This window comes from Paenibacillus zeirhizosphaerae, assembly GCF_030705605.1.
GTDB lineage: Bacteria > Bacillota > Bacilli > Paenibacillales > Paenibacillaceae > Paenibacillus > Paenibacillus zeirhizosphaerae.
Genome location: NZ_JAPCKK010000030.1, coordinates 79,405 through 105,635, shown reverse-complemented (window position 1 = coordinate 105,635; position 26,231 = coordinate 79,405). Strand labels below are relative to the sequence as shown.

The window sequence follows — 26,231 nt, the reverse complement described above, 5'->3', positions numbered from 1 at the left end:
AAATCTGCTGTTCTATTCTATCATTCAATCAAGCGGGTGAATTTCAGGATATTCTGCCTGCCATGCCGCCTCATCAACCGCTCTTTCAACATCGTCCGCCATTAGTCCCTTTGAAGCCACATCTTCCTTGATGGCAGCCTGCCCGACCGCAATTGCGACATCGCGGGATAATAGACGTAAATCATGTACACCCGGAAGCAAGGATTCACCGGCTTTATAGTGTGTAATCTTGCTCGCCACGGCCTCAGCAGCTGCCGTAAGCATACTGTCGGTTACCCGTGAAGCTTTGACTGCGATGGTTCCGAGACCGATTCCGGGATACACCAGCGCGTTATTCGCCTGCCCAATCTTATAGGTGCCCCCTTTGTATTCCACATCCGCAAAAGGACTGCCTGTCACGATTAGCGCTTTTCCGTCCGTCCAGTTCAGCAGGTCCGCAGGCTTGGCTTCCGACTTCTCCGTCGGGTTGGACAGAGGCATGATGACAGGCGTCTTTGTACCCTTCGCCATCTCTCTGACCGCTTCTTCCGTAAAAGCTCCGCTAACCGTAGAGGCGCCAATCAGCATAGTCGGCTGAATACGGCGGATCACTTCAACCAGGGAGATTCCCTCCTTGCTGCCCCTGCCCTCCCAGCTCTCAACTTCATCAGGCTGGCGCGCATAAAGCTTCTGGACATCGGTAATTCCCTCAGCCCCCTGCACCACCAGGCCATAACGGTCAATACACCAGAAGCGGGCCGCTGCCTCCGTAGCGCTCATTCCCTTTCGCTGCATGGCCTGCCTGATTTGATCCGCAATGCCGATACCTGCCGTACCCGCGCCGAAGATGACGATCTTCTGCTCCAGCAGCGGCACGCCGGAGGCTTGGACACCCGCAAGCACGGCGGCCAGCGTAATTGCGCCGGTACCCTGCATATCGTCGTTAAATGTGCACAGCCGGTCTTTATATTTCTCCAGGAGACGCCTGGCGTTTTGACCTCCAAAATCCTCCCAATGCAGCAGCACACCTGGATAACTCTGTTCTACCACAGCAACAAACCTCTCGACAAAGCTGTCATATGCTTCCCCGGTAACCCGTTCGTGACGATTGCCAAGATAGAGCGGGTCCTCCAGCAAAGTTTTGTTATTTGTGCCGACATCCAGAATAACGGGCAGTATACGCCAAGGAGGAATACCTGCCGCAACAGAATATACCGTTTTTTTGCCGATAGCAATGTTGACACCCCCGACTCCCCAATCTCCAATACCGAGAATCCGCTCGCCATCAGACACTACAACGATATCGATATCTTCCTTCGTAAAGCCGCAGTTTCGGAAGGAAACCTCAATGTCGTCCGGCTTGTTGATGGATAAATAAATCCCTTGGGGACTGCGGAATTCATGGCTGAAATGCTGTATGGCTTTGGCGATGGTCGGCGTATAGATGATTGGCAGCATTTCTTCCAGATGTTCGATTACCACACGGTAAAAGAGGGTTTCGTTTCTGTTCAGCAGCGCGGTTAAATACACCTGCTTGGCTTCATCCCCCTGCTGCCGCTGATATTGCTCGTACACTCTGTCCGATTGTGACTGCGGGCTAATCACTGCAGGCGGAAGCAGTCCAGTAAGCCCCAAAGCTCTGCGTTCTTGTTCAGTGAATGCGGTTCCCTTATTTAAACGAGCATGAGTCAGCAAATCTCTGCCGCGTGCATCGGTTTCAAAAATACGGCCCTTGTTCTTGACCACTACAACAGGGTGAATGAAAGTTGTGACTGTCATGGACTATACCGCCCTTTCATGCTGTCATTTCATTTTCTGTTTATTTTCACCCTGTGGACGGTATTTCATCCTTCCCCATCCCGGTAGCGAATAACGTAAAAAAGCCCCGGGCAGCGGGGCGATGCAACAAGATATTAATCGGGATAAATGCAGTAAAGGCTGGCGCTTTGTTCAAAGCGTTCACCCGGCAGCAGTTGAATCAGACCGGCTTCCTCGGGTGTTATATCTCTCAGGTTAGGTGCGTTTACCCGGTTCATCTGCGGTTCAGGACAAATGAATGAACGGCACGCGCCATTATTCCAGATCATCCAGTGCTTATAGGAGGTGCCGACATCATAAATCAGCTTTACGCCTGTCCGGATATCCGTGAGCTCCATATAATTGCGGCCGTTTTGCGGAACTGCTGTGTAATGGTTGTCCAAGGCCGCAAAATATGGGTTAACTCCTTCTGTCTTCATGGCCTGTTCTTCTGCAGACAGCGGCTGCAGTCCGCCAGTTGGCAAAGAACGCCCGTTCAGCTCAATCCGCTCTCCAATAGTCACCTTGATTCGGTAATCATCGGGTGAGCTGTCCGGATCGAAGGGAGCATTAATGGCGGTATGAAACGCAAACAGGTTAGGCATCGCAGCCGTTCCCTCGTTGACGATGGAATACTGCTGGTGCAGACCTGCTTTATCCAAGCTATAGCGTAAATGGACCGTAAATTGGAACGGAATATACCGGTACATGGGATGCTGCTGATCTACCTTTTGACGAAGCAGAACATAGCTTTCAGCCTCTGTCGTGCCGTATGCTTCGATATCCCACGGTACCGCATGCAAAAAACCGTGCAGATGGTTATTGGTCTCCTTCTCGTTGATCGGAAGCTCGTAGGTCGTACCGTTCCAAGAGAACTTTCCGTCCTCATAGCGGTTTGGAGGGAACAGATACGGAATCCCATACACCGAAGGACTGGCGGTAAAGTCATCCATCGCATCCTCCTCCGGCTCACGCAAAAAACGGTAGCCCCTCTCCGTATCCCTGAAAGCAACCAAATTCCCGCCGAACTCCGGAATGATTGCGGCCTGGTACTTTCCAAACTTCATCCAAATTGCAGCCAATCCGTTAAATGGCTCTTCATAAACAGCGTGCTCGATATACATGAGAACCCCCTCAATAAGTATGTATCCTATTTCAAAAAGTATTTGAAAGCGCTAATATGCTTTTCGGCATGACTATACCACGCTCTGCGGAAAAATTCCATCGCAAAAAGAAAACGGCCTCCCGGGCCGCTTGATTCAGACATATTTCCCTTCCTTAGGTATCGCCAGCTCATCAAAGCGTTTTGCCAACCGCTGCAACTGATGTTCCAGCTCAGCCCCCCTCAAGACAGGTCCGTGACCAGTCACAGCAGCGGCGGGACGATATTCTGCAAGCAGCTCAACCGAACGCTTGGCAGCAGCCCAATCCGTAGTGAAATAAGTCGGCGGACCATGGATTTCCCCGTCCTGCTGTATAACATCTAGTGCCGATTCCTGCTTCACACTAATGATTGCGTCTCCTGATACGAGCATCCGGTCCGCTGACCGGAACAGGGATACATGTCCCGGTGTGTGACCAGGTGTATGCAGCCAGCTCCACCCGGGCGCCCCCGGCACAGTTCCGTCGGCGGGCAGCGGCTGCACCCGATCATCCAGATCGATAGCATCGTTAGGATACAAGAAGGATATCCCTGCCAGCAATCCACCACCAACCGATGGATCTGCGGGAGGATAATCCTGACGGCCTGTAAGAAAAGGAAGCTCCAGCGGATGCGCATAAACCGGTGAGTCCCAATGCTGAATCAGCCCGATCACCGTACCTACATGATCAAAATGGCCATGTGTCAGAATGATCGCGGAAGGCGGGCCAGGGTACCTAGCTTCGGCAATCGAAAGAATAGAATCCTGAAATCCCGGCATACCGGTATCTACCAGCACCCATCCACGACGACCTGGCTCACCTATGAATACCGTATTTACAAACAATGTCCGCAGCTTTAGAAGATCGGAAGCAGCTTCTTCCGTTGCTGTCATACCTTCGGAGAACAGGTGATGTGCCATATGCAGGAACCCTCCAATATACTTGGGAATATCTCTGGTAAACGCGTAATAGTGTTCCCGTATCCTTGTCATCATATGCTGTTCGGTTCGAAGATAGTCCTACTGCCGCAGACCTGAGAGGGCTCATTTATTCATGAAGAGACGCCTGCGCCGCTTCTAGCAGCAGATCGAACAGATCATCGTCCTCCTCCAGCCTTGCATCAACAGCCAGCAGCTCTTCCTCGTTACGAGGGCCTTCAGCAAAATGGATACTATAATCCCAGTCCTTTCCCCTTTTACTGTGGAGCAGGACCTCATACGCGGACTGATTACCTTCGAGTGTAAAAATAACCTGGCCCAAATATGCGCCATCTTCCCCCCTTTTCATCTCTGCCTGTTTAATTTGTACCTCTTGCTCTAATTCTGCCATACCATTCATCTCCTCTATGTAAAATATCCTGTCTTGCAGAGGCCCGTCCTTATAACCAGGGCTGGCCGATTTGTGAACCTTATCGTTCCATTGTACAATAGAAAAGATACACAGGATACCGCGAAAAGCGTATCATCCTTTTAAAACGGAGGAATGAATATGTCAGACTTTCAGCAAAATCTGCAAAAATATGCCGAGCTTGCCGTCCGCATCGGCGTTAATGTACAGCAAGGCCAGACGCTCGTTGTCCATGCGCCGATCTCCGCCGCCGAGTTTGTCCGGCTGATCGTAAAAGAAGCCTATACGGCTGGCTCCAACCTGGTCAAGGTCAATTGGAGTGATGAGACGGTTACGCGTCTTCAATACGAAATGGCTCCGGATGAAACCTTTGAAATTGCGCCGAAATGGTATGCAGGTGAAATGACCGAGCTGGTCGAGAACGGGGCGGCTGTTCTCCATGTGCTGGCGGAAGATCCCGATCTGCTGGCAGGCATCCCGTCACAGCGTATTTCCGCAGCCCAGCGCGTCCGGGCTTCCGCATTATCGAAATACCGCGCCTATCAAATGGCTGATAAGTTCAGCTGGTCGATTGTTGCGGTTCCTTCCACCGCTTGGGCCGCGAAGGTATTCCCTGATATCCCTGCCGAAGCGCAGATGGACAGGCTTTGGGACGCCATTTTCAATACCGTGCGCTTGAACGAGCCTGATCCGGTAGCAGCCTGGAACGATCACCTGAAAACCCTGCAGTCCAAATCGGATGTGCTTAACAACAAGAACTACCACAAACTGCATTATACCGCGCCCGGCACCGACCTGACCATCGAGCTGCCCGCAGGACATATATGGGCTCAAGGGGACAGCATTAACGAGCAGGGACATACTTATGTGGCCAATATGCCGACAGAGGAAGTGTTTACGGCACCGCTTAAAACTGGAGTGAACGGTAAAGTACGGAGCACCAAGCCTTTAAGCTATGGCGGCAATATTATCGACAATTTCACCCTGACATTTGAGAATGGCCGCATTGTGGATGCTCAGGCTGAAACCGGACTGGAAACGCTGCAGCATCTGATTGAAATGGATGAAGGTTCCCATTATCTTGGCGAGGTGGCACTGGTGCCGCACCACTCCCCGATCTCGGAAACCAACATTTTGTTTTACAATACGCTGTTTGATGAGAATGCCTCCAATCATCTCGCGATCGGCACGGCGTATTCCTTCTGTCTGCAAGGCGGCAAGGAAATGACTCAGGATGAGCTGTCCGAACACGGATTGAACCACAGTTTGACCCATGTTGATTTTATGATCGGTTCCGGTGAAATGGACATTGACGGCATCACACATGATGGACAACGTGAGCCTATCTTCCGCAAGGGCAACTGGGCGTTTTGATTTAGGTGGAGTGACCTACTGAAAAAGGAGTATCCTGCAACCATTGAGAGATGGCTGCAGGATACTCCTTTGTTTTCAGGGCACTAATTAAGCTCCAGCTTCCTCAATAACCGCCTGTTCTCTCATAAGACGGACACGCGAGATTCGCTTATTCTCCGTCTCTTCAATCACAAGCAGGAAACCGTTGTATGCCACAGACTGTCCCGGCTGGGGAGGAATAGCTTCGATATGCGAGTACATCCAGCCTCCTACCGTATCGAAATCTTCGCTGTTGAGATCAAGACCGAATCGGTCATTGAACGCCTCGATCAGCATCATTCCATCGATAGAGAATTCCTCTTCGCCAATATGCTCCAGCACCGGCCGCTCCTGGTCAAATTCATCCTGAATTTCACCGACGATTTCTTCCATAATGTCTTCCAGGGTGACAAGACCGGACGTCCCCCCGTATTCGTCAATCAGGATCGCAATTTGTGTCTTGCTGCGCTGCATGCGCTTCAGCAGATCACTGATCTGCGTGGACTCGGGAACAGCCAGTATCGGCCTGATCATCGTCCGGGTGTCCAAAGTATCCGCACGAAGCAGATCCTTAATATGAATAAAACCGATAATATGATCCTTGTCTTCTCCGCAAATGGGATAACGGGTCCGCATGCTATCGAGAGCGATAGCCAGATTCTCCTCTGTTGAAAAATGACTATACAGACAGATCATTTCCGTTCGTGGAATCATAATCTCGCGCGCCATGGTTGTCGCAAAATCAAATATATTATCAACAAGCGCCAATTCAGTATTATCAATTAGCCCGCTCTTATTGCTTTCCTTCATCAGTATGCGGATTTCTTCTTCGGTATGAGCAGATCCGTCATGCTCGGATGCCGGCTCGATCCGGAATAACCGCAGAAGTTGGTTGGCCAAGCCGTTCAGTACCCAGATAAACGGATACATTAATCTGTAAAACCATGTCATCAAAGCGGCCGAATATAATGTAATCGTTTCTGAGTTGCGGATGGCGATTGTCTTTGGTGCCAATTCGCCAAGCACGATATGAAGAATCGTAATGAAGATAAAAGCAATGACAACGGCGGTTCCATGTACGTATACAGGACCAAGGCCTGCGGACGCGAACAACGGCTCAATCAGGCTGGCAATGGCGGGCTCTCCGATCCATCCCAATCCTAGTGAAGCCAGGGTAATGCCCAACTGACAAGCGGATAAATAAGCATCCAGGTTATGAATCATATTCGATGCATACACCGCTTTCTTATTGCCGGTATCCATCAGCATATCAATCCGACTTCCTCTGACCTTGACCATGGCAAACTCAGCGGATACAAAAAAGCCGTTCAGCAGCACCAAAAAGAGCACTGCAATCAAATTCAAAACTATGGGTAAAGGATCACTACTCAATAAATTTCCCTATCCGCCCTTCCATTGGACAGATAGGAGCACCTCCTTCGATTGGTCTGTACTGCACTGCGATTCAATCTAAGGATCAGCTTCAATTTCCCAACGGGCTCACCCCTCTCTCATAAGTAAATTCTTATATTACATTATATAGTTATAAACTACACAGCGAAATAGCCGACTATGACTGCAAACACGGAAGATACCCCGATTTTTTGCGAATTTCAGCTTATATCCGGTATTTTGGGGCCGAAAAGCCCGATTTTGGGCTCAAACAAAAAGGACCTCATCCTCCACTTGTTGGTGGAATTTGAGGTCCTTCCTTGCGGGGGTAGCCCTATGCACATTTTGTGAGAGAAAGCGATTATCTTGACCGGGTGGGAGGATTTCCTGCCACCCCAGGGTACTGATAGACAAGCGGTTCGTTAAAGGTTGCATAATCCAGATTCACCATCAGCAGTATAGTTCTTAGCCCTGTTGACGGATCGCTGATAATGATATGATCACGGCCGGCGGCTTCCAGCCTGCCTTTGAATATTTTAGCGTTCCAATCCTTGTTGTTTTCATAAGTCATATAGAAGGTGCCAGTTTTACCAAGGTTTAAACGCAAAATATTCTCGATGTAGGACTGTTCAAACTGTTGACCCGGCATCTGCATTACGGTTCCAGAAGGAGTAATACCACTGCCGCTGCTGACCTGCGGAGGCATCATTCCCGGCATAGCTCCGTTCATGCCCGGATTCATCCCCATCGGCATCCCTCCTGCGGTTGGCATCATCTGCATATCGCCGACATTATTTGCAAATCTGTGAGGCCCCGGGTAACCTCCCCCGTAAGCATATGACGGATAAGATTGAGACATCATTCAAAATCCTCCCTGAAAGTAATCTTACATGCCTAATAAACCGCAGGACAATCTCCCGCCGATGGATTGTAGAAGCAGTGAGCTTTAAAACGGCCGGCATTGCTTTGGTTGTACCATGTTCCCGGACAGCCGCCTGCAGGCCTGAAGAACCATAGTGCGTTGGAAGCCGGCCAAATTTTTTCACCGTTGATCACCCGTCTCGCAAGCCGGACGTCCCGCTCACGCGCCTTCTGATAAAAATACCCTTTTTGTGTTGCTTCAAAGCCGCCAGGACTCTGGAATACCATCTGATTCATCTGCCGGATATCTCTGAAATCCAGACAGTTGCCAAGAATCCGGTTCACACCGACATTGCCAACCATCAGCATTCCCTGCTCTCCTTCACCCTCGGCTTCTGCTCTCATCAAGCGGCCCAGTAGCTTGACGTCTTCCGAATTCGCTTTGATTACAGCCACCCTGCTCCCTCCTTCCCTTCCAATTGCCTACTATATCGTATGGTACATTCGCCTATTCGGTGACTCGTTAGGCAACAAAAAAACCTTCCGGGAAAATGAAGAATTCCGGGAAGGAATACAGTTTGGGTTGTTGTCATCCGTGCATCATGCCGCCGGATCCGATGGAATGAGCCCGATGGTCACGCTCAAATCCAATATATCTGGTACCCTGGAAGGTTAGCCGTCCCGAATCTCCCTCCGAGCACATTCCGTACTGTTCCCCGTTCACTTTAAATTCCAATCTGTCTCCGCTCTCCACCTCAAAGGTTATAAAATACAATGTCGTAGCAGTAGGGGACGCATCGTCCAGTTGCCTTTGCTGTATATACATACGTCTGGAGGCAATACGGGAGCTCACCGTCAGCACCGGTTCATTCCGGTTTCGTTTCCAGCCCATAATTTCCCGGCCGGCCGATAAAATGATAATTCCCAGTATCATCACAAAAAAGACAGGAAATACAGTTCCCATCAAATCAAACATCCATAGTGATTCGAACCCCACAACATGAACCCCCTTTGCTAAGTAAAGAGCTGTTCTTCCCTCTCCCCATTATATGCCCGATCCGCAAATACTTGACCACGCTTGGCTGTCGACTTTTAAGGACAAGCGCAAAAGCCTCTCCGAAACGGGTTCCGGGAGGCTTTAGCTGGCTGCTTTTTGAAGTTGGAGCATACGGGATATCATCAGAGCGGCACCTTATGCATGGACCTGCTGAAGGTACCACTGTGTTTCATCGATTTCCTCATCCATCCGATTTTGACCGGTATAATATTCGGCACAGCGTCTGCAATCTTCTTCTGTTGTGCATTCAGCCGCATCCGTGCAGGTATAGCAAAATTGAAGAAGGTATGCGGTCATGTTGGGCTGGATGTCTGGATTTGTTCTCATGTGAATCACTCCTCATGTTCTTTATGTACCCAGTATAACAACAACAAGCAGATTAATTTGTGATTTATTTCACATTATAAAAAGGTCAGGAACGTTGAGGAAATTCCCCTTGTCCTTGACCTTTCATAGCCCGCATATATGCTTATAAAACTCTCCAGGTGCGGCCGCCGTCCGTCGTCCGCATCAGCAGTGATTTACGGTCCTCCGCTTTTTCAATCAGAAGCCAGCCCACTCTGGAAGAAGCAAATCTGATTTTTACCGGTTCAGGATATTTGGCCAGCATCTCTGACAATATCCGATTAGGCACAAAGCCTGTCCAGGAACGTCCGCCATCCACCGTATGATGAACCGCCCCATCCAGTAAAATCCAGCCTTCTCTCCTGTTCAGGAAGGTAGGTACGGTTGCGCTCTCCGGATGATCGGACACAGCTAGAGGCATGAAGGAGAAGTCCCAATTCAAGCCGTCATCCGCTGTGAAAAAGCCGCTGTACCGTGTTTTTCCGTCAGTAGAGCATTTTAGCGGAAGCCAACCGGAAGGGTCGGTCGCATCCGCAAACTGCGGCTTGCTGCCCACATCCGCACTGCACGCCGCAGGTGTATCCAGATTAGATGAAGAGGACCAGGTCTTTCCTTCATCCTTTGTCACATACAAGGCAGGCGATCCTTCAAAATTTAAAGTAACCATGCCTTCACCATTCACCTTAAATCGCATTCCCGTTACCTTACCGTTCAAAGGCAGCTCAGGCAGATGACTGACCTCAGCCAAATTGCTTGAATTTTGCATCGCTACAGCCCAGGTTGCGCCGCTGTCCTTTGTATGATACAAAATTTTCTGCTCTTTGGTTTCATTAGCGGTGCCAGCCGCCATGATCCAGCCGCTGGACGGGTTCGTAAAGTAAATTGCCGTTACGGCTCCTCCGTTCGGTAATGCAGTGAGATTCCAAGTCGCTCCTCCATCATTGGTTCGCAGCACAATGGTTGAAGTCCGGTCCCAGGTCTGACGTACAATCCATCCGTGGTTGGCGTCCGTGAACCATATTTCTTTACCATATTCCAGTTCCCCAGTGAAAGGAATATTCTCGGATGGCGAGATATTCGTCCACGTTTCCCCTTGGTCATGCGTATAATAGATACGCAAGGCATTGCGGGTCACCCCCCAGGCAATCCCGCTAGTGCTATCAAACAGATGGAAATCGGTTAATCTCGTTTGGATCTGATATTTTGTCGTATCTTCTCCTGTCTTGGCCTGCACGGTCGGTACGACAGTAATCGTCTGTCCCTCTTCGGTGTCCTGCATCTCCTTGATCACTGGCTTGTCCACTTTGTCCGTCGGCTCCGACGTACAAGAAATCAGCATTATGCTGGTCAGAAGCAGTCCGGCAACCAGTCTGCACCAACGCATTTTCATTTCATAAGTCCCTCCAGTTGCCGCCGGTTTGTAATCTGGTAAACAAAATTCGGTCATCCTGAGTCTACTATTATATCATACCACTCTAGCAATCTCATCTTCATCACCGCTGCCTGGGTGATGGTAGACCCGATTTGGACTATACCTTCGTAGTCATTAATTTAATGCCGAGAAGCACAAAAATGGCGGAAGCACCGCATGCAAGCCATTCATTAAAACGCTCGCTGCGCAGCAGCCTGCGGTGAAATACACCGGCGAAATATCCGAAGAGCCCGAAGATGATGGCGGTAAGCACCATAAATACCACGCCAAGCACAATCATTTGCAGGGGTACATATCCATCATTGTAATTAACAAACTGAGGCAGAAAAGCAAGAAAGAAAATAGCCACCTTCGGATTCAGCACATTCATGGTCATCCCTTTGAAAAGAAGCCTAACCCCCTGCTGTTTGGAAGCACCGGCTAGAGCATTCTGGTCCTTGCGGTGAATAAAAGACTGATAGGCCAAATAGAAGAGATAGCATGCTCCTGCTATTTTAAACAGGGTAAACACGGTTGCCGACGTCTGCACAATAATCGACAGGCCCAAGGCGGCTGCCAGCGTATGTACGGTATTGCCGAGACTGAGCCCAATAGCAGTCATTACGCCTGCCTTACGTCCGTTCGCAATGCCCTGTGTCACCGTGAAAATCAGGTCAGGGCCAGGAACCAGAATCAATAATATCGAGGCGCCTATAAAAAGCAACATGGCGGATAATGAGAACAAGTTGGTTACCTCCTTAAAATTTTGGTCTATAAATGAATCAAGACTGGCCCGTGGTGCCATCGTTCTGCGGGCCAGTCATTGATGATCTTGCCTTTTTATATAAATTGCGCTTCCTCTGACTCTGCCTCCTTCTTCTGGAGCAGGCGTTCAGCCACATCTGCAAACGCCTCCGGCTGCAGCAGCTCAATTGGAGAAAAGCCCTTGTCAAACGTAAAAGAATCTCCCTCAATAATGAGCGCGTACCGGTCATGCAGCTTCGCGATATGAAGCTTGCCGCCGAAGTCAGACAGCAAGCCGCGTACGGTCGTATCGTCAAGCTTGAAACGGATTTCGATCTCCGGCTTGAGCTCCACGATACGCTGCGCCGCTTCGACAACCTGGACAGGCTCCCATTTTTCCTGTAAATCACGTTTCTCACTGGAGGCCCACAGCTCCAGATCGCGTTCCTCACGCTGCCGTTCTTCGTTCTCCGTATCCGGCCACTTGGTCTCAACATAGTCCTGCACAAAGCTCAGCACATGCTCATTAACAATCTCCGGCATGGACTGCTCATAGGTCACAAATTTCAGAAAGTCCTCGAAGTAACGCGCATGGGAGGACTGGTGAATCTTGAGCTCCCACTCATCCAGCATCCCTTCTTCGATCATATGAGGATACATAATTGATTTCATATTACGAGCGGAAATAGCCATTTCCACCTCGCTGATCAGGCTGCTCTCGGAAATACGTGCGATCTTCGGCTCAAAATCACATTTGAGCACGAAGATAAACGGGTCATCCGAATGTGTATTCATGACAGCCTGCACGACAATCAGCGCCCCGCCGCGCACAGCACTGGTATCCAAATACATACGGACCAGATCGTCACAGGCGTTCTTAAAGTCCTCCTTGTCCCCTGCCGCGCGCAGACGGGCAAACATGTTAAAGTTAGGGTTGCTGCTCAAATCATGCTCCGGTTCCACAATAAAGCGGCCGATTTTGGTCGGCGCCTGCTCTGTACTCGGATTTTTCTCCACCTTGCGCTTGCTGATCCGCGCGAATTCGCCGTCGAGAAACTTCTTGACATCGCTTTCCTCGTAATCATAATCATCCATCGTTGCATAATGCTTGTATGTTTTGCCGCCCTGTCCGTCTTTACCATCGACCTGGATGACAAAAAAAGATAAAAATTCCACTTGAAAGTTCATATTGTCGCTAAGCTCCTTTTAGGCATGTACCGCGTAATTATATCACCCGTCGGAAAAAAGGAACAGCGTACATAGAGACATCTTTGATCTTCGGTTGGATGTCAATATTATGAACCTGCCGATTCTGTCCGGGCAGTTCGTGTCTTTTCGGCCTCTTTGGGAAGTAGAGCAAAGGAATGGATGATCATGCCCCCAACCACTAAAATCAAACCAGCCCATCCCAGCATTCCAGGTAGAGGAGCGGACAGCACAATCACTTCCGCGATCAAGGCAAAGACCACCTCCAGCGATTGTGTCGCTTCCACTCCGGCCAGCCGCTGCGGGCTGCTGCGAACCATTTGGGTGGCCTGAAAGAACAGTACCGTCGCCGCCACACCGGAGAAAACGGCAACAAGCAGCGAATTATACAGTTGCCCCCCGCTCGGAGGGCCGGAGGTAACGAACGCATACAAGGACAACAGCAGCCAGAACGGCAGACTGCACAAGGTCATCGCTAGCACACGCTGGGGAGCATCAAGCCGCCCGCCGCTGATTTGCATCAGCTTCCTGTTGCCCGCAGGGTAAGCCGCACAGGCCACGACGATCGGCAGCGCTCCCAGCAGTAATTCACGGCTTGTGATACTCGCCGCATGACCCATCTGCACAAGTACGACTCCCAATAAAATGAGCAGTGAAGTACATAAGGCTGCGGCGGGAATAGCGGATTTGTAGGAAGCGGAAAGACCTCTTGTTTTCCAATTCTCCTCCAATAAAGGGGCAATCAACAGTCCGATGACAATCGTAAGCTGCCATGTGGCTGCCACAAGCCAGCCGGGGCCGTATACGGACGCAAAGCAGATCGGTGCATAGAACAGCACAAAACCGATAAAGCTCCACAACATCCACTGGCCCGGATTGCTGCGGACTTCGCGAAATACAGGCGTTACTCCACCGCGCAGAGCAACGAGCAGAAGCAGTAATGGCAGCATCATCTCATAACGTAAAGAAGCGCTCCAGGCCCAGTGGCCTCCCTCCAGATTCATAATCCGGTTCAGAATAAAGGTAAAAGCAAAGAAGAAGGCGGATAAAATCCCGATCCACAGCGGTTTCATTCAAAATCCCCCTTCATCCCGGCAAGCAGTGCCCCGAGCGTCAGCCAATTCCGTTCAGTAAGCTCCCCGGCCTTCTGTTCATCGCCCTCTCTGGCCGCTGAAATAATGTCCCTATGATCTTCGACCGAATGGAAGCCGGCAACGGATGAAAATTTCGCCAGCGAAATGCGCCGGACTTTCGGAAGAATCCGCTCCAGCGCCTCCTTCAATTCCGGATTGGCTGCTGCTTCAACAAAGATGAAATGAAACAGCGTATCTTCTTCCAAAGCCACTGGGGCATTGTGCTGCTGTAAAGCCGTAAGCAGTCTTTCGTTAGTAGCCTCCAGGCGTTCGAGATGCTCCGCCTGTAAACGGCTGCAGCCCAAGCGGGCAGCCAAACCGAACAGCGAAGCCACAACGACGAAGGCATGGGCCGCATCCTCCTCACGCAGCGGCGCTACTTTAGTTACCGAGCCTGGAAAAGCCTGGATCAGTCCCTCATCCTCCAGCCGCTTGAGCGCTTCACGTACAGGCGTCCGGCTGACCCCGAAGGAATCGGCAAGCTTGGCGTCATGAATCCGCTCGCCTGGGGCAAGCTCAAGTGAAATAATGGCTTCTTTCAAAACTATGTACACCTGGTCCCTTAGCGACATACGATTTACTTTAGAAAAAGGAAGTTTATTCATAAAACCAATATATCGCATATTAATTTCACTAACAAGATGACATCTGAGTTCTCCTCACTGAAAACTCATATATTTTAGAATATTTAACTCAACTTTCGCAGCATGAAATCGGCAAACAGGCCCTGATATAACGGTGTAAAACGGAGATCTACTGCTGGGTTGACGTTGAATCAAAGCAGACAGCTTTTTTGCTAGCTTTCTTGCAAGAAGGGGATTCGCCCCCCTCAGAGTCTAGTAGCCAGAGTGAGATAGGTGTCTATAGGGAGTGGTGTCTGGTGTCTGGTGTCTGGTGTCTGGTGTCTGGTGTCTGGTGTCTGGTGTCCGTTGCCTAATGCCTAATGCCTGTTGCCTGCTGCTTGCTGCCTTCCCATACAGCTTTGCATGATTATCCCTTTTGATCAGAATGCGGGGATCGAGGGTTGGGGCTTGAGGGGGCCTGGGGGAAGGAAAGAGGAAAGAGAAACGTGATACGAAAAAAGGTGGCTCAAGTGGGAAGTTCGGCTTGAAATAGGAACATATGTTTGATATTATGAGGAAAAGAACTTATGTTCTTATTTTGTTGATTCGGGGGCGAGCAGACATGGAAGTCCAAGTGGAAAGAGAACTTCAATCCTTTAGCAGTCGTTATCATAACGAGCAGGTCTGCATGGAGGCATTGATCGTGCTGAAGTGGCCGAACGGCTTCGTCTGCCCGCGTTGCGCTCACACCCGCTGCAGTCGTCTGACCTCCCGGCGTATCCCCATGTTCGAATGCGCCAGCTGTGCGCATCAAACGTCGGCTTTGGTCGGTACGATGTTTGAACGAACCCATCTCCCCCTGACCAAGTGGTTCCAGGCGTTGGAATTGTTCCTGCTCCCCGATGGCATCTCGGCGATGCGGCTGAGCCAGGTGATCCAGGTCACCTACAAGACCGCCTGGTTGATGCTGCACAAAATCCGCCATGCCATCGGGGAGTTCGATGCCCGGGAGCTGCTCTGCGGAGACGTGAAGGTGAACAGCGACCTGTATGGGCGTAATCCGTCCCGGCCACAGTTTCCTCATCCATATGCTTCGGCGGTCGTAGCCGGGTGCACGGTCACGGAGTCGGGCGAGCTGGAGCAGGTCAAAATCCGCCTGGTCCCGCAGAAGAAGGGAGATGGGCAAAGAGCAAATCGTCACGAACTCGCTGCGTTCATCCACGAACAGGTAGATGTTCGTACATCGGCGGTACAATCGTTCCCTCAAGCCTATCGGCTGTATACGCCCTTGCGGAAAGTGGTGAGAGAGGCGTGGAAATCGCTGAAGAGTACGTATGTAGCCTTGGGAAGCAAGCATCTGCAGGCGTACCTCAACGAGTATACTGGACGCCGCCGCCTGCACCTGTCCGGAGCGGAAGGAACGATGCAGCAGAAGTTACTGTACATCGGTGTGGCGATTCCGGCGATTCCTTACCGCCGACTGATCGCGCGCCAAACGGATCAGCCTCTTGCGGCTGCTGCCTGATCGCAGTGCTTGAACGAGGAAAGGTTAGCATGATGTGCGGTGCTTGAACGGTGTGGGTTAGCATGAACGAGGACATCGGAAAAATTCAGGTTCAAGCGGCAACGAGGACCAGGGTCTTTTTATTTTTTCGGTGCCTTGCTTTTCTCCTCCTCCTCCTCTCTCGGTTAGTTTCACATCACCTAAACGCTCTGCTTTCTCCTAAGATCGCCTCATGATCTCGAACCGATCTGCTTCTCCATAAGGCACGATCAAAAAAATAATAGACCCATTCAATGGCCCTGAATCGCGTAACCACAGACATTTTCGTGCCTCATTGGATCCGTTATTTTCTTTAACGTGCCTAAAGTATATGTTCGGTTCCCGGGTTTCTGTTTTTCTGTACCTGATCAAACGGGATCATTGTGCAAAGCCCCCGGACAGCGAGTTCACATGCCTTGCCACGATCGACGGGCGGTTTGACTGTCAAGCACGGATGATTAGGTGGAGTTGGAGTCCATAAAATGAGTTAACTTAACTTTTGCAGCATGAAATCGGCAAACTTGCAAGAAGGGGATTCGAATTCCTCCGAACCGAGTAGCTACAAAGGGTTTAATTGGATTTGAGCTCTGCGAAAGTTGAGTTATTTAAAAAACCAGCGACAAACTTGGACCGAAAAACAAGTCCCAGACTACCCCTGGTTTTTGGATACATCCTCTATCTTTAATGTACAACTCTACTGTCGTGCTGCTTCCATTATAAGGTTTTTAGTTTACATAATTATAATTATGAAGATGAAGGAAGCTGCACATCCAATAAATTCATGGCCGTTTCTTTTTCCCGATTAGTCACGTGTGTGTAAATGGTCGTTGTCTGTATAGACGAGTGGCCGAGCAGCTCTTGAACCGTTCTCAGATCGGCCCCTTTCCGCAGCAGCATGGTCGCAAACGTATGCCGCAGCTTATGACTGGAAAAGGGGATACGTTGAACAGCGCCTTTTTCCATGCGGTACTGTTCAAAGGTATCATAAGCAATTTGCTGAATGGTTCGGATCGCCAGCCGCCGCCCTTTTTGCGATATGAACAACGCTTCTTCCTTGCTGCGCCAAGGCTGGAGACGAGTGTCCACCGCCTCTTGCAGAACATGTGCCACCTCAGCCGGAACGGGCAGAGTCCGCCACTTACGCCCTTTGCCAAATACGCTCAACTCCCTGCGCTGTGGATTGAAATCCCCCACATTGAGCGCATGAACCTCGCCAACACGCAGCCCCATGTAGATCATCAGCAAGAATATAGCCAGATTACGGCCTTCATATTTCCCTGTTATGGATAAGAGAAACGGCTGAATGTCGCTTTCATCCAAATATACGGGTGACTTGTTCTTTTCAGTCTTAGCCTTCTTGATGCCTGACGCAGGATTACCAGCGCTCAGTTCAAATTCCTGCAAAGCCTTGAAAAAGCTGTTGACCGCTGCATGCTTCCTGTTACGTGTGCTGTCCCCTACTCCCTTTTCTCTGGCTTTTGACAGATAAGCCATCACGTGAATCTTTTTCACCTGTTGTAAAGGCTTTTCATCCAGCGAATGTAGAAATTGACGCACATCGCTTACATAATTTTTCTGCGTATGGGCCGTAAAACCACTGTCCTTCATCCAGATCATAAAGGCCTGCAGTTCTTCTTCGTAGACTTCTTCGACGATGGAATGATCTGTTTTAGTCTTGGACAACGCTCTTCTCCCTTTCACCCATTGGAAACTGTTTCTATCCAAACAGTGTATAGAAGCAAAAATATTTATGCAAGTTTAATTTACATAATTATAATTATGAACAATTGCTTTCTATTGATAGTGAATTCTTTCCCTTTAATTTAGCGGGTACTTGGCTTGCTTATGAAACTAAATCGAAATAAAACAAAACAGCGTATAATTTATGTTATACGCAATTATTTATTGCTGTTTTTCCCTTAAAATCGGCGCTGTATTGCCGTAATAACAATGGCCGGAACGATGATATGTGCGTTCCGGACGTGTAGCTCCGGGGATTACTAAATCCACTGCTGGACGGGTCAATAACCATGCCAGCGCCAACTGAGGCAATGGTACATCTTTCTTGGCAGCAACAGCCTTCAATCGCTCCACCCGCTCCAGCTTGGCTAAATAATTTTCATTCTGAAACATAGGATTGTTCATGCGACCTCTTTATCATTGTTTTTTATTGCAAATGCAACAAAGTTAGGTTAAAGTTAATGCATAGGATTTTTATTGCATTTGTAACAAAACACGTGTAAATGAGGTTAACTATGAGGGAAATTCTGCGTGAAATTGGAATGATTGCAAGGGCATTGGATTCTATAAGCAATATAGAATTTAAAGAATACGACCTTACCAAAGGGCAGTATTTGTACCTTGTGCGAATATGTGAAAACCCGGGAATCATTCAGGAAAAGTTAGCCGAAATGATTAAAGTAGACCGAACAACTGCGGCTCGTGCCATAAAAAAACTTGAAATGAATGGTTTTATCGAAAAGAAAGATGATGAACATAACAAAAAAATAAACAGGCTCTTTCCAACGGAAAAAGGGAAGCATGTATTTCCTTGTATAAAAAGAGAAAATGATCATTCAAATCGTGTCGCATTAGAAGGATTTTCTGAAGAAGAAGCGGAAACTATGTTTCAGCTTCTTCAAAGAGTTAGAAAAAATATAGAAATCGACTGGGAATCTGTAAAAAAAGGGAACAAGAGAACTTATTGATTATTAAAGGAGAGGCATATTCAAATGATCATAACAATAAAAAAGTGCGGCCATGAAGATTTACAAACACTCCAGGAAATAAGCATTGAAACATTTAACGATACATTTCAAGATCAGAATTCACCTGAAAATATGAAGGCCTATTTGGAAAGAGCATTTAGCTCGAAGCAGTTGGAGGCGGATCTGACCCATCGAGCTTCGGAATTCTTTTTTATCTATTACAATGAAGAACTCGCAGGATATTTAAAGGTAAATATGAATGATGCCCAATCCGAAAACATGGGTGACGAATCACTTGAAGTCGAGAGAGTTTATATAAGGAACAAATTTCAAAAACACGGGCTTGGAAAATATCTGCTAAATAAAGCTACGGAAATTGCGCTGGAACGTAATAAAAAGAAAATTTGGCTGGGTGTATGGGAAAAAAACGAAAATGCCCTTGCTTTTTATAAGAAGATGGGGTTTGTGCAAACAGGAGCACACTCTTTCTATATGGGTGATGAAGAACAGATAGATTTTATAATGACCAAAACACTCCCCTGAGAGCTCGTCAACCAGCCGTCCGTCTGCAGCTCCTCTTTCCACAGCTCATGGCCGGAGGAATCAAGGAGGAACAAGGCGTCCTTCCCTTGGCGGCTGAAGGAACCGTTTTGGTCACCACGCACAATGCGATCAAGCCCGGCAACTTGCAGACCCTTCTGCTCCTCCCGAAAACGCCCCAGCGCAATATGCTGTGATTCGACCGAGCCTTCATAACGCCATACTTCGAAAATACAACGTTGATGTGCTCTATTGACTCCTAAGAGGGAACCGCCACCCAATGGCCTTTTGTAATTTCGATCATGCTAGAGTTCTCCAACCGGTATTTATCCGTCTCCCTTTCCTCCCTGCTGTCCTCTTCAAGCAACTGTCTGCTTTTGAATGCCTCGGCTTTCGGGTCAGGCACCGGGATCGCCGAAAGCAGCGTCTTGGTATACTCATGCTGCGGATTGGCATAAAGCTCTTCACTTTCCGCGAGCTCCACAATTTTGCCTGCATACATTACAGCCACCCTGTCGCTGATATGCTTGACCATGGCAAGGTCGTGGGCAATAAAAAGATAAGTGAGCCCCAATCGTTGCTGAAGTTCTTCAAACAGCTTGACGATTTGCGATTGGATGGATACGTCAAGCGCCGAAAGCGGTTCGTCGCAAACGATAAATCGCGGTTCAACCGCCAGCGTACGGGCAATCCCGATCCGCTGCCGCTGTCCGCCGGAGAATTCATGCGGGTAGCGGTGGGCAAATGAGGTGTCCAGCCCGACCATGTCCAGCAGCTCTTCCACTCTTTTTCTGCGCTGAAGTTTATTTCCGTAAAGCTTGTGTATATCCAGCGCCTCTCCAATAATATCCAGCACTTTTTTGCGGGGATTCAAAGAGGCATACGGGTCCTGAAAAATGATTTGCATATGCCTCCTCATCTGCTTCATTTCCCTGGCAGACAGCCGTCCAAGCGCCATGCCCTGATAGAGTACATCTCCGCCAGTGGGCTCATGAAGGCGCAGAATGGAACGTCCCGTTGTGGACTTGCCGCTGCCCGACTCCCCTACCAGTCCGAGCGTTTCCCCTTCGTTGATGTAAAAGCTGATATCGTTGACCGCCCGCACCACCTGACCTTTCCCGATATCGAAAAATTGCTTGAGCGCACGCACCTCGATTAGTGGACGTTCAGTCTTGCCGCTTAAACCGAGACTGGTCTGCCCCCTAGTTTTTTTGCTTTCGTGTAATCGCGGCAGCGCATCAAGCAGCTTACGTGTGTAAGGATGCTTCGCTTTTTCAAATATGTCCGCAACCGTTCCCGACTCTACAATCTCGCCCTCCTTCATGACCGCTACCCTGTCGCACATGCCCGCTACGATGCTCAGATCATGTGTAATCAGGATGATGGACGTGCCAAACTGCTGCTGCATGTGCTTCATTACCTGTAAAATTTGCGCCTGGATCGTCACATCAAGCGCAGTCGTCGGCTCATCCGCGATCAGCAAAGCCGGGCGGCAGGCGAGCGCAATGGCGATCATTGCCCGCTGGCGCATGCCTCCCGAAAACTCATGCGGATACTGATCATATCTGCTCTCTGGCTCACGGATGCCAACAAGCTTCAGCATTTCAATGGCCTGGTCCTTCGCCTCCCTGTGAGACAGCTTTTGATGTTTGATTAAAGTTTCCGCAATCTGCTCGCCAATCCGGATCGTCGGGTTGAGTGAGGTCATCGGGTCCTGAAAGATCATGCCGATATCCCTGCCGCGGATGTTCTCCATTTCTGACTGCGTTTTTTGCAGCAAATCGTCACCCAGAAAAACGATCTCTCCTCCCCTGATCGCTGCTGGCGGCGACGGCAACAGCCGCATGATCGACCGTGCAGTAACACTTTTACCACTGCCCGATTCTCCAACAATGCCAAGCGTTTCGCCCGGATAAAGCTCAAGGCTTACTCCACGCACAGCTTCAACCTCCAGGCTGCGGGATGCAAAGGCCACACGTAAATCTCTGATTTTTAAAATAGGTTCCAAACGTTTCACCTGCCAAGTTGAAAGTTTCATCCGTTTCTAAATTGTCTTGACTATCCATAAATGCCCAAATAAAATGTACTATATTCATCGGATTAGTACAATTTAATTTCGTAAGGAGGTGAAATCCGTTGGAATTATCCGCAGCCACCAAAGCCTCTTCACCCTATTTACAAACGATTGCCGAAGCTTACGGGCAGATGATGCTGCATCCTACATACCGCTTCTGGCTGTTATTGACCGGCGCCCCGGTGAATCTCGTTGTCCTGCTGGTGCATCTGTATCGTAGAAAAACCTCTCCCGTACTCACCCTGCGGGCACAGGTGGAAACAGAGCTGCGGGCTGCAGGGCATTATGACAGACTCGTGGCTGAGTTTGAACAGCAGCTTATACAAAAACAGCGTTTTTTCGGGCAGCAGCCAAGCAAGCGTGAAACAGATCGGGAAGTGGTTCAGAGGGCGGAATCACGATTTCGGGAAATCGTTAACGAAGAGATCGCCTATCGGGCACTGGAAAACCAAACAGGAGAGTATCGTTTTACGGATACGTTCCGCTCGCTTGCGAAATTTCCGTTGTTTCTTCTGCTATCCTTCATTCCCGGCCTGCTGATGTATGGATTGATGCTGATTTACAGCAGTCCTTTTGCAAAGTTCGTATTCGAACGGCTGGTTATGGCCATCTTCGTCATCCTTGGCGTGGCGCTCGTTGTATTCACCATCCTGTATCTGTCGCCGTTCGATCCGGCTGCCAACATTCTTGGCGAAACGGCAACTCCGGCACAAATTCAGTCATTCAATTCACTGTATGGACTGGATCAGCCTTATCTTACACAGCTATGGAACAGCATAAAAGGCATACTGACCTTTAATCTCGGCAGTTCGTTCACCGGGAATGAGGAGGTGGTTCCCACGATTTCCAGAAAATTTCCGGTTACTTTCATGCTGGCGGCCATCTCGCTTGTGCTGGCACTGTTGATCGCCTTGCCCATCGGCATTTTTTCGGCGGTAAGACCGAATTCCTTATTCGATCACAGCTTTATGTTCGTCGCACTGCTGGGCTTGTCCATCCCCAACTTTTGGCAAGGTCTGGTGCTCATCCTGAATTTTTCGATTCATCTGGGATGGCTGCCCGCGACCTATAGCCCGAACAATGCGCTGTCCTTTGTCATGCCTGTCTTTGTACTGGGAACCGGCTTGACGGCGGCGGTCGCCAGAATGACCAGATCTTCCACGCTGGAGGTGATCCATGAGGATTATATTATGACAGCCAGGGCTAAAGGGCTTAACCGAAGACAAGTGCTGATGAAACACGCCGTCCGCAACGCCCTCATTCCGATTATTACCGTGGTGGGCCTGCAGTTCGGTGCCATGCTTGGCGGAGCGGCCGTAACGGAGAAGGTATTTAATATTAGCGGGCTCGGCAGTTATATCGTGGATAGGCAATTTATCCCCGATATTCCGGCGATTATGGGCGGAGTAGTGTACACTGCAATTACCATATCACTGGTCAATGTCATTGTGGATGTGATGTATGCCTTTATTGATCCGAGAATCCGCACGAGAATGAAACATTATTAAGGCAGGTGAAGTCATTGTCAGATAAGCATATTGCACGTTACCATACCGCCGAGTATACTCTCGCCGTCTATATGCTGCTCATACAGCTTTTCGTGATTGCCGTATCGTCCCTGAATCTGTTCAAGCCATATGTGACGGATACCTTTCCCGCCGCCATGCTTTTCCTGTGTGTCGTTGCCCTGTTTGATCTCGCGGCAGTTCTCATCATTGCGAAGGCTGTACGAAAAAATGATATTGCCTCAGGACTGGCATGGCTTGCGGTTCCGCTAATCCTGACAGCTATTACAGGCAATCTGTTCTCCCTGCTGCTCGGCATCATTTTACTGGCGAAAACACGGGGCAGACATGAGGCGGCCGCACCCAAGTGGGAGGATATCGCAGAACGGATCACGCAGAACACCGCCCCCATGCTGGGGATGTTTTTTATCGTTTTTCTGTTCTCCATTTCCATCTGCAGTGCGTTCACCTTTGACTATGGCATGGCGGTGGAAAACAATTACAGCGCTATATTGCAGCCACCAAGCCTGATATATCCGCTGGGAACCGACAACTTTGGCAGAGACCTGTTTTCCAGAATTATCTACGGAGCCAGAATTTCGCTTATCGTCGGAACGATTTCCACCCTGATTCCGTTCCTCGCTGGCGGTATACTTGGCGCAATCTCCGGTTACTATGGCCGCCATTCTGATAACATCATCATGAGAACACTCGATATCCTGTATTCCATACCGGGTATTCTGCTGGCCATTGCCATAATCGCCGCTTTTGGCGCCAGCACGGTCAACCTGATTCTGGCTCTGAGTGTCGGCGCCATCCCGACTTACGCCCGCACCATGCGGGCCAGTGTCATGCTGGTGTCCACGTATGAATTTGTCGATGCCGCCAGAGCATTGGGCTCGGGACATCTGTCAGTTCTGTTCAAACACATCGTGCCGAATTCTATGGCGCCCATGATTGTGAAAGCGACCTTGACCATCGGTTCAGCTATCATCGCCACCAGCAGCTTAAGCTACCTGGGACTTGGTGTAGAGCCTCATATTCCGGAATGGGGAAATATTTTAAAGCTGGGCAGCACCTATCTGGAAACCAATTCCTATCTGGCCGTTTATCCGGGTTGGGCGATCATCGCGCTGGTGCTTTCCTTTAATTTTCTGGGGGACGGTTTGCGGGATGCCCTGGATCCGAAAATGGCTTAGCCTTGAGCAACAACACATATGGGGAGGAAACAAGCATGTACAAAAAATCGGCGGCCATCCTTACACTGGCTATCTTACTTTTATTTACAGGCTGCTCCATCACCACCAAATCTGACACTGCCAATCCGACGGCAGAATCCGGCACCGAGAAGACACCTGAAGCTACCGCCAATGGAGCCGACATTGAACTGCTCGCGCAAACCTCGCAGGAATCGGACGTGAACATTATCCGTGATCAGCTGACCAAAAACGGCTTTAATGTAAAGCTGAACCTGCAGCCTGACTACGGCAGCTTCAGCGCACAAAAGGACGCCGGCAATTATGACATTGCCCTGTCCAGCTGGACGACGGTGACAGGCAACCCGGATTATGCCGTCCGTTCTCTGTTCAAAACAGGGGGTGACTACAGCATCTTGTCCGATCCTGAGATCGACAAGCTCATTGATCAGGCAGCCTCCGAATCTCCGGAGAAGTATACGGAAACCTACAAGCAGCTGGAGCAGCGTCTCGTTTTTGACAAAGCTTATATCGCTCCCCTGTACATCTCGCTGAAAAGCCAGGCGATCAACAAGGACATCCTGAAGCCGGATTCCGTGCGATTGTCCAAATCTCGCGCGCTGGCCTGGGAAGATATCGAATTTAACGATTCTTCCCGCAATGCGTCAGACCCATTGGTTCTGACCCAATCGATTTCAACCCTGACATCGCTGGATCCGATTAAAGGAAATGACGGGTCCATCAATACGATCAATACGAATATGTACGTGCGCCTGATCAATTTGACGGATGACGACCAAATTACGGCTGACGGCTCCCTTTCCCGCAACTTCACCATTGCGGACGGCAACTCGGAGTACTACTTTATTCTGCGGGATGATATTCACTTCGCGAAAGTGGAAAATAAAAAAGCGGTCGGCTCCGGTGAACGGGTCGGTGCGGAAGATGTGATTTTCTCGCTGAACCGTGCCAAGGACCAGAATTCGGTACCGGATCACCGGACCTATTCACTCCATGAGCATATCAAGACGGTTGAAGCCGTTACGGATCTGAAAGCTTTGAACTCTATCCGCTCTTCCGATGGCGGAACTGTCCGCGAAGCGCTGGAAAAAGGGCTTGGCGCCCCCATCTCCGCCCTGGTTGCGGATAAAACTCAAGCGAACAACGCTCAGGGCAAATACCAGGTGGTTAAACTGACAACCACGGAACCTTTTCCACAGGTGCTGAACTATTTGGGCCATCAATCTGCCGGCATTGTATCTGAAAAACAGGTCAAAAGCATCAATACCTACGATGTTGCGACCTTTGATGTCAACGAAGATATCCCTTACGGGGATCAAAACACGGTGACCGAAGGCGGAAAATACAACAATACGCTGTATGCCAGCGGTCCATATATCCTGATTTATAAAAATGACTATGAGGCCGTATTTGAGAAAAACCCTGCTTATATGCCAGGCACGGAAAATGAGCCAAAAATTGCAAATATCTCGCTCCGCTTTATCGCGGATGCAGACAGCGCGCTGTCGGCGCTCAGAAGCGGTGAAATTTACGCCTATTACGGTGTCCCGGAAACGAAATTTGAAATCGTGGAAAGTGATCCGAAGCTGAAGCTGCAAACGCTGGAAAGCAACGGCGTCACTTATCTGCTCTTCAATGTTGCCGGTAATCGTGAGGTAAGCAAAAGCGAGGATTTGCGGAAGGCGGTCCTGTATTCGATCAATCAGGATGAAATCCTGCAGTTTTATAAAGGCAATAAAATCAAAGCCGTATCGACGGTCAGCCCTCTAGTGGATACAGGGAACGTGCTATCTGCTGATCCGGCAAAGGTAACAGAAGCTTTGCATCGCTTCAAAAACCAGAATCCGTAACTTGTAATGTCGCTTCCCTCCCGGTCAGCAATACAACAGAGTATGCGTTGTTGTATTGCTGACCGGGAGGTTTTTTTAATTATCTCTACACGGCCATTCTTGAACGCACATCCCTTATCCGTATGTTGCTGCTGTATATATTTGAATCGCTGGACAATTTGAATGACGGATAGTTCTCGTCTGCCTGCAAACGCAAAGTTTCGTCAAACAGCGGCTTTTGCTGAGGATCGACGAGAAACTCAAAAGGATCGGTCTGAAACGTGATATCCGTGGCATTCGGTCCGTCTACGATGAGTATGACAACAACGCCGTTGCAGCCGCAATCCTCGGTATCATAAAAGAGCTTGATAGCGAAAACATACGCTAAGCCTTCAGATGTGACCGGCTTAGCGTTTTACCAATCCCGCCCGATGCTTCGGTGATA

25 protein-coding genes are annotated in these 26,231 nt (G+C 49.5%); 7 read left to right on the top strand and 18 right to left on the bottom strand.

Annotated elements, in window-relative coordinates:
• Positions 1-24 precede the first annotated feature (24 nt).
• The 4 genes from OIN60_RS18410 to OIN60_RS18395 all read right to left on the bottom strand — a co-directional run bounded on the left by OIN60_RS18410 (position 25) and on the right by OIN60_RS18395 (position 4,248).
• Positions 25-1,758: an NAD-dependent malic enzyme gene (locus OIN60_RS18410; protein WP_305756328.1), complete on the bottom strand. Its 1,734-nt coding sequence runs from the start codon at positions 1,756-1,758 to the stop codon at positions 25-27.
• Positions 1,759-1,892: 134 nt separating this feature from the next.
• Positions 1,893-2,900 carry an aldose 1-epimerase gene (locus tag OIN60_RS18405; protein WP_305756327.1) on the bottom strand — a complete coding sequence of 336 codons (1,008 nt, stop codon included), beginning with the start codon at positions 2,898-2,900 and terminating at the stop codon, positions 1,893-1,895.
• Between the two features lie 135 nt (positions 2,901-3,035).
• On the bottom strand, positions 3,036-3,839 hold the full coding sequence (locus OIN60_RS18400) for an MBL fold metallo-hydrolase (RefSeq protein ID WP_305756326.1): 804 nt from the start codon (positions 3,837-3,839) through the stop codon (positions 3,036-3,038).
• A 127-nt stretch (positions 3,840-3,966) separates the two neighbouring features.
• Entirely contained in the window at positions 3,967-4,248 is a 282-nt protein-coding gene (locus OIN60_RS18395) for a hypothetical protein (RefSeq protein ID WP_305756325.1), read from the bottom strand.
• Positions 4,249-4,407: 159 nt separating this feature from the next.
• Here OIN60_RS18395 and OIN60_RS18390 point away from each other — a divergent pair, with 159 nt between their 5' ends.
• Entirely contained in the window at positions 4,408-5,640 is a 1,233-nt protein-coding gene (locus OIN60_RS18390) for an aminopeptidase (protein WP_305756324.1), read from the top strand.
• 87 nt (positions 5,641-5,727) lie between these two features.
• On the opposite strand, the gene OIN60_RS18385 is transcribed toward OIN60_RS18390, so the two are convergent.
• From OIN60_RS18385 to OIN60_RS18340, 10 genes are all read right to left on the bottom strand, one after another.
• Positions 5,728-7,050: a hemolysin family protein gene (locus OIN60_RS18385; RefSeq protein WP_305756323.1), complete on the bottom strand. Its 1,323-nt coding sequence runs from the start codon at positions 7,048-7,050 to the stop codon at positions 5,728-5,730.
• Between the two features lie 361 nt (positions 7,051-7,411).
• Positions 7,412-7,912, bottom strand: a complete 501-nt coding sequence (gene gerQ / locus OIN60_RS18380) for a spore coat protein GerQ (protein ID WP_370872540.1) — start codon at positions 7,910-7,912, stop codon at positions 7,412-7,414.
• Positions 7,913-7,944: 32 nt separating this feature from the next.
• Positions 7,945-8,367 (bottom strand): cell wall hydrolase, encoded by a 423-nt coding sequence (locus OIN60_RS18375; RefSeq protein WP_305756322.1) that lies wholly within the window; start codon positions 8,365-8,367, stop codon positions 7,945-7,947.
• Between the two features lie 133 nt (positions 8,368-8,500).
• Positions 8,501-8,908 (bottom strand): DUF2500 domain-containing protein, encoded by a 408-nt coding sequence (locus tag OIN60_RS18370; RefSeq protein ID WP_305756321.1) that lies wholly within the window; start codon positions 8,906-8,908, stop codon positions 8,501-8,503.
• Between the two features lie 195 nt (positions 8,909-9,103).
• The gene (locus tag OIN60_RS18365; protein ID WP_305756320.1) at positions 9,104-9,295 is read right to left on the bottom strand and encodes a hypothetical protein; all 192 of its coding nucleotides are present in this window, start codon (positions 9,293-9,295) and stop codon (positions 9,104-9,106) included.
• 142 nt (positions 9,296-9,437) lie between these two features.
• Complete coding sequence (locus tag OIN60_RS18360) at positions 9,438-10,703, bottom strand: YCF48-related protein (protein WP_305756319.1); 1,266 nt, start codon at positions 10,701-10,703, stop codon at positions 9,438-9,440.
• Positions 10,704-10,842: 139 nt separating this feature from the next.
• On the bottom strand, positions 10,843-11,469 hold the full coding sequence (locus tag OIN60_RS18355) for a LysE family translocator (protein ID WP_305756318.1): 627 nt from the start codon (positions 11,467-11,469) through the stop codon (positions 10,843-10,845).
• 95 nt (positions 11,470-11,564) lie between these two features.
• Positions 11,565-12,656, bottom strand: coding sequence for a DUF3900 domain-containing protein (locus OIN60_RS18350; protein ID WP_305756317.1), 1,092 nt, complete (start codon positions 12,654-12,656; stop codon positions 11,565-11,567).
• Between the two features lie 107 nt (positions 12,657-12,763).
• On the bottom strand, positions 12,764-13,747 hold the full coding sequence (locus OIN60_RS18345; protein ID WP_305756316.1) for a DMT family transporter: 984 nt from the start codon (positions 13,745-13,747) through the stop codon (positions 12,764-12,766).
• Positions 13,744-14,379, bottom strand: a complete 636-nt coding sequence (locus tag OIN60_RS18340; protein WP_370872539.1) for a GntR family transcriptional regulator — start codon at positions 14,377-14,379, stop codon at positions 13,744-13,746. Before OIN60_RS18340 ends, OIN60_RS18345 begins: the two co-directional genes overlap by 4 nt.
• 613 nt (positions 14,380-14,992) lie before the next feature.
• On the opposite strand from OIN60_RS18340, the gene OIN60_RS18335 reads away from it, so the two are divergent.
• Positions 14,993-15,895 carry a transposase gene (locus OIN60_RS18335; RefSeq protein ID WP_305756314.1) on the top strand — a complete coding sequence of 301 codons (903 nt, stop codon included), beginning with the start codon at positions 14,993-14,995 and terminating at the stop codon, positions 15,893-15,895.
• 762 nt (positions 15,896-16,657) lie between these two features.
• Here OIN60_RS18335 and OIN60_RS18330 read toward each other — a convergent pair.
• Together OIN60_RS18330 and OIN60_RS18325 are read right to left on the bottom strand one after the other, a co-directional pair.
• Positions 16,658-17,530 (bottom strand): tyrosine-type recombinase/integrase, encoded by an 873-nt coding sequence (locus OIN60_RS18330; RefSeq protein WP_305756479.1) that lies wholly within the window; start codon positions 17,528-17,530, stop codon positions 16,658-16,660.
• Between the two features lie 285 nt (positions 17,531-17,815).
• On the bottom strand, positions 17,816-18,058 hold the full coding sequence (locus OIN60_RS18325) for an aldo/keto reductase (protein ID WP_305756313.1): 243 nt from the start codon (positions 18,056-18,058) through the stop codon (positions 17,816-17,818).
• Between the two features lie 110 nt (positions 18,059-18,168).
• On the opposite strand from OIN60_RS18325, the gene OIN60_RS18320 reads away from it, so the two are divergent.
• Together OIN60_RS18320 and paiA are read left to right on the top strand one after the other, a co-directional pair.
• A complete protein-coding gene (locus tag OIN60_RS18320; RefSeq protein WP_305756312.1) occupies positions 18,169-18,621 on the top strand; it encodes a MarR family winged helix-turn-helix transcriptional regulator in 453 nt (150 codons plus the stop codon).
• Between the two features lie 24 nt (positions 18,622-18,645).
• Entirely contained in the window at positions 18,646-19,164 is a 519-nt protein-coding gene (gene paiA, locus OIN60_RS18315) for a spermidine/spermine N(1)-acetyltransferase (protein WP_305756311.1), read from the top strand.
• Between the two features lie 256 nt (positions 19,165-19,420).
• On the opposite strand, the gene OIN60_RS18305 is transcribed toward paiA, so the two are convergent.
• Positions 19,421-21,169, bottom strand: a complete 1,749-nt coding sequence (locus OIN60_RS18305) for an ABC transporter ATP-binding protein (RefSeq protein ID WP_305756310.1) — start codon at positions 21,167-21,169, stop codon at positions 19,421-19,423.
• A gap of 128 nt (positions 21,170-21,297) precedes the next feature.
• On the opposite strand from OIN60_RS18305, the gene OIN60_RS18300 reads away from it, so the two are divergent.
• From OIN60_RS18300 to OIN60_RS18290, 3 genes are all read left to right on the top strand, one after another.
• Positions 21,298-22,743, top strand: a complete 1,446-nt coding sequence (locus OIN60_RS18300) for an ABC transporter permease (RefSeq protein WP_305756309.1) — start codon at positions 21,298-21,300, stop codon at positions 22,741-22,743.
• A gap of 71 nt (positions 22,744-22,814) precedes the next feature.
• The gene (locus OIN60_RS18295) at positions 22,815-23,939 is read left to right on the top strand and encodes an ABC transporter permease (RefSeq protein WP_305756478.1); all 1,125 of its coding nucleotides are present in this window, start codon (positions 22,815-22,817) and stop codon (positions 23,937-23,939) included.
• A 35-nt stretch (positions 23,940-23,974) separates the two neighbouring features.
• On the top strand, positions 23,975-25,807 hold the full coding sequence (locus OIN60_RS18290; RefSeq protein ID WP_305756308.1) for an ABC transporter substrate-binding protein: 1,833 nt from the start codon (positions 23,975-23,977) through the stop codon (positions 25,805-25,807).
• Positions 25,808-25,892: 85 nt separating this feature from the next.
• On the opposite strand, the gene OIN60_RS18285 is transcribed toward OIN60_RS18290, so the two are convergent.
• Positions 25,893-26,156 (bottom strand): iron-sulfur cluster biosynthesis family protein, encoded by a 264-nt coding sequence (locus tag OIN60_RS18285; protein WP_305756477.1) that lies wholly within the window; start codon positions 26,154-26,156, stop codon positions 25,893-25,895.
• Between the last annotated feature and the right edge of the window lie 75 nt (positions 26,157-26,231).

Excerpts from the sequence above, each read along its gene's own strand:
- OIN60_RS18320 (WP_305756312.1), top strand. The coding sequence starts at position 18,169 with ATGAGGGAAATTCTGCGTGAAATTGGAATGATTGCAAGGGCATTGGAT.
- OIN60_RS18330 (WP_305756479.1), bottom strand. The coding sequence starts at position 17,530 with ATGATCTGGATGAAGGACAGTGGTTTTACGGCCCATACGCAGAAAAAT.
- gerQ (WP_370872540.1), bottom strand. The coding sequence starts at position 7,912 with ATGATGTCTCAATCTTATCCGTCATATGCTTACGGGGGAGGTTACCCG.
- OIN60_RS18290 (WP_305756308.1), top strand. The coding sequence starts at position 23,975 with ATGTACAAAAAATCGGCGGCCATCCTTACACTGGCTATCTTACTTTTA.
- paiA (WP_305756311.1), top strand. The coding sequence starts at position 18,646 with ATGATCATAACAATAAAAAAGTGCGGCCATGAAGATTTACAAACACTC.
- OIN60_RS18390 (WP_305756324.1), top strand. The coding sequence starts at position 4,408 with ATGTCAGACTTTCAGCAAAATCTGCAAAAATATGCCGAGCTTGCCGTC.
- OIN60_RS18400 (WP_305756326.1), bottom strand. The coding sequence starts at position 3,839 with ATGGCACATCACCTGTTCTCCGAAGGTATGACAGCAACGGAAGAAGCT.
- OIN60_RS18325 (WP_305756313.1), bottom strand. The coding sequence starts at position 18,058 with ATGAACAATCCTATGTTTCAGAATGAAAATTATTTAGCCAAGCTGGAG.
- OIN60_RS18360 (WP_305756319.1), bottom strand. The coding sequence starts at position 10,703 with ATGAAAATGCGTTGGTGCAGACTGGTTGCCGGACTGCTTCTGACCAGC.
- OIN60_RS18295 (WP_305756478.1), top strand. The coding sequence starts at position 22,815 with ATGCTGCTCATACAGCTTTTCGTGATTGCCGTATCGTCCCTGAATCTG.
- OIN60_RS18365 (WP_305756320.1), bottom strand. The coding sequence starts at position 9,295 with ATGAGAACAAATCCAGACATCCAGCCCAACATGACCGCATACCTTCTT.
- OIN60_RS18340 (WP_370872539.1), bottom strand. The coding sequence starts at position 14,379 with ATGTCGCTAAGGGACCAGGTGTACATAGTTTTGAAAGAAGCCATTATT.
- OIN60_RS18395 (WP_305756325.1), bottom strand. The coding sequence starts at position 4,248 with ATGGCAGAATTAGAGCAAGAGGTACAAATTAAACAGGCAGAGATGAAA.
- OIN60_RS18345 (WP_305756316.1), bottom strand. The coding sequence starts at position 13,747 with ATGAAACCGCTGTGGATCGGGATTTTATCCGCCTTCTTCTTTGCTTTT.
- OIN60_RS18405 (WP_305756327.1), bottom strand. The coding sequence starts at position 2,900 with ATGTATATCGAGCACGCTGTTTATGAAGAGCCATTTAACGGATTGGCT.
- OIN60_RS18410 (WP_305756328.1), bottom strand. The coding sequence starts at position 1,758 with ATGACAGTCACAACTTTCATTCACCCTGTTGTAGTGGTCAAGAACAAG.
- OIN60_RS18335 (WP_305756314.1), top strand. The coding sequence starts at position 14,993 with ATGGAAGTCCAAGTGGAAAGAGAACTTCAATCCTTTAGCAGTCGTTAT.
- OIN60_RS18350 (WP_305756317.1), bottom strand. The coding sequence starts at position 12,656 with ATGAACTTTCAAGTGGAATTTTTATCTTTTTTTGTCATCCAGGTCGAT.